Below are 5,288 nucleotides of genomic sequence, written 5' to 3' on the forward strand. Positions count from 1 at the left end.
GCGGATACGCCGGCCCGGCTGGCTGCGCTGACGGCCTTGACGCTGTTCCTGACCTTCGACCTGATTGCCTTCGGCGCCTTCACCCGGCTGACCGATTCGGGCCTCGGTTGCCCGGACTGGCCTGGCTGTTACGGTGAAGCCAGCCCTTTGCATGCACAGGAAGAGATCCAGTCCGCGCAGGCCGCGATGCCCACCGGCCCGGTGACCTGGCACAAGGCCTGGATAGAGATGGTCCACCGTTACCTGGCGATGGTCGTCGGCGCCCTGTGCCTGGTGCTGGCGGTGCTCAGCTTCATGGCCCGAAAACGCCTGCCGCATTCGCTGGCCTGGCCGGTGCTCACGCTGGTCTGGGTCATCGTGCAGGGCATGTTCGGCAAGTACACCGTGACGCTGAAGCTCTACCCGGCCATCGTCACTGGCCACCTGCTGGGCGCGATGGTGTTGCTGGCCTTGCTGATGCTGCAGCACCAAGCCTACCGCGATCGTGCATTGTTGCTGTCGCCTGCCTTGCGGCGCGGGGCGGGCGGCGTCCTGGCGCTGCTGGTGCTGCAGATCGCGCTGGGCGGCTGGGTCAGCACCAACTACGCCGTCGTGGCATGCCAGGGCTTTCCGCAGTGCAACGGCCAGTGGTGGCCGCAGGCCGATTTCCACCAGGGCTTCACGCTGCTGCGCGAACTGGGCCGGGCCGGCCATGGCGGTTACCTGGCGCTGGACGCGCTGGTGGCCATCCATTGGGTGCACCGGCTGGTGGCGGCGCTGCTGAGCGTGGCCATGCTGGCGTTCATCGTGGCCTTGTGGCGCCGGGGTGGCGAAGCCCGCGGCTACGCGCAAGCCTTGCTGGCCTTGCTGGCGCTGCAGGTGGCCAGTGGCATTGGCAACGTGGTCTTGCAGTGGCCTTTGCTGGGGGCATTAGCCCACAGTGCCGGCGCGGCTGCACTGTTGGCGACAATGGTGGGCTTGCTCGCCCGTGCCAGGTTGGCGCGGGTGCAACAGGTGTCATCTTCTCCGGCCGTTGCCGCGTCGCGCGGCCCTGCCTTGTCCACATGAGTCCGCCCATGGCCGCCGCGCCCGCTGTTTCGTCTCCCGCTCCGATGTCCAAATGGGCCCAGTACCGGGCGCTGACCAAGCCGCGCGTGGTGCAGCTGATCGTCTTCTGCGCCGTCATCGGCATGCTGCTGGCCAGCCCTGGCATCCCGCCGTGGCGGGTGCTGGTAGCTGGCACGCTGGGCATCTGGCTGGTGGCGGGCGCGGCGGCGGCGTTCAACTGCCTGATCGAGGCCAAGATCGACCAGCGCATGAAGCGCACCGCCTGGCGGCCGACCGCCAAGGGCGAGCTGGCGCCGCGCGACACCTTGCTGTTCTCGGGCGTGCTGTGCCTGGCCGGCTGCCTCATGTTGTGGATCTGGGTCAACCCGCTGACGACCTGGCTGACGCTGGCCACCTTCGTCGGCTACGCCGTCATCTACACCGTGGTGCTGAAGCCGCGCACGCCGCAGAACATCGTCATTGGCGGCGCATCGGGCGCCATGCCGCCGGTGCTGGGCTGGGCAGCGGTGCGGGGCGACGCCGGGCCGGAAGCCTGGCTGCTGTGCCTGATCATCTTCCTGTGGACTCCGCCGCACTTCTGGGCGCTGGCGCTGTACCGCGCCGACGACTACCGACGCTCCGGCCTGCCGATGCTGCCGGTGACCCACGGCGCCGAGCTGACGCGGCTGCATGTGTTCCTCTACACCATCGTGCTGCTGGCCGGCACGCTGATGCCGTTTGTCTACGGCATGAGCGGCTGGATCTACCTGGCCAGCGCGCTGGTGCTGGGCTTCTGGTTCATTGCCTACGGTTTCCGGCTGTGGCGCAATTACTCCGACGCGCTGGCCCGCCGCACCTTCTTCTTCTCCATCCTTTACCTGGCGCTGCTGTTCGCCGCGCTGCTGGTGGACCACTACCTGAGTCCGCTGCTGGCCGGCTTGCGCTGAGCCGGCTGCGTCGCAACCCGATGTCCGTTCGATGAACCCTCAAGCAACTGCCTGGTCCCGTCGCCACTGGCTGGCGGCGACCGCCGCGCTGGCGCTCGCCGCCTGTGACCGCCCAGGCGCCACCGCCGGCTTCAAGGGCGTGGACATCACCGGCGCCGAATACGCCAGCGGCCTCAGCCTGCAGGACGTGGACGGCCAGCCGCGCACGCTGGCCCAGTACAAGGGCAAGGTGGTGGTGGTGTTCTTCGGCTACACGCAATGCCCGGACGTCTGCCCGACGACCATGGGCGAGCTGGCGGCAGTCAAGCAGCAGCTCGGCGAGCAGGGCAAGGACGTGCTGCCGATCTTCGTCACGCTGGACCCGGAGCGCGACACCGGCCCGGTGCTGAAGGCCTACATGGCCAACTTCGGGCCGGACTTCATTGCGCTGCGCGGCACGCCGGAGCAGACGCTGGCGGCAGCCAAGAGCTTCAAGGTGTTTTTCGCGAAGGTGCCTGGCAAGACCGAAAGCAGCTACACGCTGGACCACACCGCCGGCTCCTACCTGTTCGACCGCCAGGGCCGGGTGCGCGTGTTCACCCGCTATGGCGGCGGGCCGGACGTGCTGGCGCAGGACCTGAAGCAGTTGCTGGCCGAAGGCTGAGGCCGGCTGGCCCCACAACGAAAACGGCTCCCGAGGGAGCCGTTTTGCATCGCAGGGCGGCGGAAGCGTTCAGGCCGCTTCCAGCGCCTTGCGCATCTTCTTCATCGCCGCCACTTCGATCTGGCGGATGCGCTCTGCGCTGACGCCGTAGTCGGCCGCCAGCTCATGCAGCGTCATGCCGCCGGAGCTGTCGTCGTTGACCTTCAGCCAGCGTTCCTCGACGATGCGGCGGCTGCGGGGGTCGAGCTGGTCCAGCGCATGGGCAATGCCGTCGCTGCCCAGCCAGTCGCGGCCACGTGCTTCCAGCACCCGGGTCGGCTCCTGCGTGTCGTCGGCCAGGTAGGCGATGGGGGCGAAGGTTTCCTCGCCTTCGTCGCCCTGCGGCTCGAAAGCCACGTCGCCACCCGACAGCCGGGTTTCCATCTCGACGACCTCTTCCGGCTTGACGTTCAAGTCGCGGGCCATGGTCGCCACTTCGTCAGGCGTCAGCGTCGCGCGGAAACTCTGGTCGCCAGACTTGCTCTTCAGCGTCTGCTTCATCGAACGCAGGTTGAAGAACAGCTTGCGCTGGGCCTTGGTCGTCGCGACCTTGACCATGCGCCAGTTCTTCAGGATGTACTCGTGGATCTCGGCCTTGATCCAGTGCAGCGCGTAGCTGACCAGGCGCACGCCTTGTTCCGGGTCGAAGCGGCGCACCGCCTTCATCAGGCCGACGTTGCCTTCCTGGATCAGGTCGCCTTGCGGCAGGCCGTAACCCAGGTACTGGCGCGAGACCGACACGACCAAGCGCAGGTGCGACAGCACCAATCGGCCGGCGGCCTGTACGTCGTCCTTGTCGCGCAACTGGCGCGCGAACTCACCTTCTTCTTCCGGCGTGAGCAGCGGAATGCGGTTGACCGCGGTGATATAGGCATCCAGGTTGCCGATCGGCGGCACCAGGGCCCACGGATCACGCAAGGCCAGGGCGTTGGTGGAGGTCATGGTCATGTGGTGGTGGACTCGTGTGCCAGGAAATTGGTTCCGCGGATATTAGCACTCCCTCCGGTTGAGTGCTAAGGCGGGTCATGTGGGGTCGCGTGGGTTCGAGTTCCAGGGTTTTTGCTCCCCTAGAAAGAAGGGTGAAAAGGTCGTAAAAATCTCTGGGAGAACTCTTGAAGAAAAGATGACAGATGGCTAAAGTCGGTTCACGGTGCCGGGTGTGGTGATGGATTGCACGCCGGCAATGACCTTGTGGGCCAGCAGCGCGCCGGCCTGCGTGTGGATGGATTGAGTCTGAACATAGAGGGGTTGGAGATGTTGATGAGCAAGTCCTTGCCGGCTGCCGGCGTGATCGCTGCGGCCATCGCCGCGTTGCTGCCTTCGCTGGCGCAGGCCCAAACCGCTACCGCGGTGCAGATCTGCGAATGCCTGGTGACCGACCTGTCCACCGATGGCCAGTCCGCCACCGGCCAGATGTACGGCACCTACGAGACCTTCCACTGGAACGCCAGCACCGGCCTGACCCTGCTGGGCCGCAACATGGCCACCGAGATCGGCATTCCGCCGCCTGGCCTTCCTGCCATTTCCGGTGATGGCAAGAAGGTGGCGGCCACGGTGATGAACGACGCCAACACCTACGGCACCCAAGCGGTGTGGACCGCGGAAAAAGGCTGGACCGTGCTGAAGCCGCTGCCCGCCGATGGCGGCGTGATGGACACCGACGACGGTTCGGTCTGGGGCATGTCGCGCGACGGCAAGGTCATCACCGGCCTGTACTGGCGCCCGAACCAGAGAGGTGGCAGCGCACATGGCAGCGTCTGGAAGGCCAAGGTCGGCATGGTCGGCATGCCGACCGCTGGCGGCTCGGCCCGCATCGACGATGCCAACAAGGACGGCAACGTGCTGGCCGGCTGGGAAGAAGACCCCAACACCGGCAGCCGCCTGCCGGCCGTGTGGGTGAACGGCGAGCGCACCTGGCTGGACCTGAACTACGGCGAAGCCGAGGCAGTGAACGGTGACGGTGACATCCTGGTCGGCCAGGCGCCGGACCCGGAAACCGGCATCCCGGCGGCCGCACGCTGGAAGTGGAACGGCAAGAAGTGGGAGACCAAGATCCTGGGCATCCTGCCCAACAGCGATTGGGGCGGCATGGCCTATGCCAATGCGCTGTCCGACGATGGCAAGCTGGTCGGCGGCCTGGCCCGCACCACCTTCACGCCGGCCACCAGCGGCTTCCTCTGGACCAAGGCCACCGGCCTGGTCCTGGCGGCCGACTTCCTGAAGACCCATGGCTACTCGTCCAGGGGCTACAACCTGACCAACGTGATCGCCATCACGCCCAAGGGCGACAAGCTGGTCATCGTCGAAGTCATGAAGCGCTCGCCGTACACCCAGCGCAGCATGTTGATCACGCTGCCGGACGCGGCCATCGCGCCTTGAGTCCAGCATCCGCTCGCGGTCCTCGTGACCGATGCGGGTGTTTTTCGGGCCTGCCACTGCGGCAGGCCCGTCTTTGCTGGCGCCGTCGCCGGGGTTACTTCACCGATACTCGGGACCACCTAGTCCCGCACCGCTGGCCGCTGTTTCGATGTCTTCCCTCGCGCTTTCCCCGCTGTCCTCGTCGGATGCCACGGCCGCTGAGCCTGCCGACCTGCCGGCCCGTGGCACGTCGCCGGTGACGGCCGTTGCGACTG

The 5,288-nt window shown here is 66.8% G+C and carries 5 protein-coding genes; 4 read left to right on the plus strand and 1 reads right to left on the minus strand.

Features of this window, described 5'->3' with window-relative positions:
* From FKP22_RS20245 to FKP22_RS20255, 3 genes are all read left to right on the plus strand, one after another.
* A partial coding sequence (locus FKP22_RS20245) for a COX15/CtaA family protein (protein WP_141289498.1) occupies window positions 1-1,047 on the plus strand: 1,047 nt, incomplete at its 5' end.
* Entirely contained in the window at window positions 1,044-1,973 is a 930-nt protein-coding gene (gene cyoE, locus FKP22_RS20250; RefSeq protein WP_170200979.1) for a heme o synthase, read from the plus strand. The genes FKP22_RS20245 and cyoE, both read left to right, overlap by 4 nt.
* Window positions 1,974-2,004: 31 nt before the next feature.
* The gene (locus tag FKP22_RS20255) at window positions 2,005-2,616 is read left to right on the plus strand and encodes an SCO family protein (protein WP_141289500.1); all 612 of its coding nucleotides are present in this window, start codon (window positions 2,005-2,007) and stop codon (window positions 2,614-2,616) included.
* 69 nt (window positions 2,617-2,685) lie between these two features.
* Here FKP22_RS20255 and rpoH read toward each other — a convergent pair whose 3' ends face one another.
* Window positions 2,686-3,603 (minus strand): RNA polymerase sigma factor RpoH, encoded by a 918-nt coding sequence (rpoH, locus tag FKP22_RS20260; RefSeq protein WP_141289501.1) that lies wholly within the window; start codon window positions 3,601-3,603, stop codon window positions 2,686-2,688.
* A gap of 312 nt (window positions 3,604-3,915) precedes the next feature.
* Here rpoH and FKP22_RS20265 point away from each other — a divergent pair, with 312 nt between their 5' ends.
* Window positions 3,916-5,034 carry a hypothetical protein gene (locus tag FKP22_RS20265; protein ID WP_141289502.1) on the plus strand — a complete coding sequence of 373 codons (1,119 nt, stop codon included), beginning with the start codon at window positions 3,916-3,918 and terminating at the stop codon, window positions 5,032-5,034.
* Window positions 5,035-5,288: the final 254 nt, after the last annotated feature.

It is taken from the genome of Ideonella azotifigens (assembly GCF_006519715.1).
Taxonomy (GTDB): domain Bacteria; phylum Pseudomonadota; class Gammaproteobacteria; order Burkholderiales; family Burkholderiaceae_C; genus Ideonella; species Ideonella azotifigens.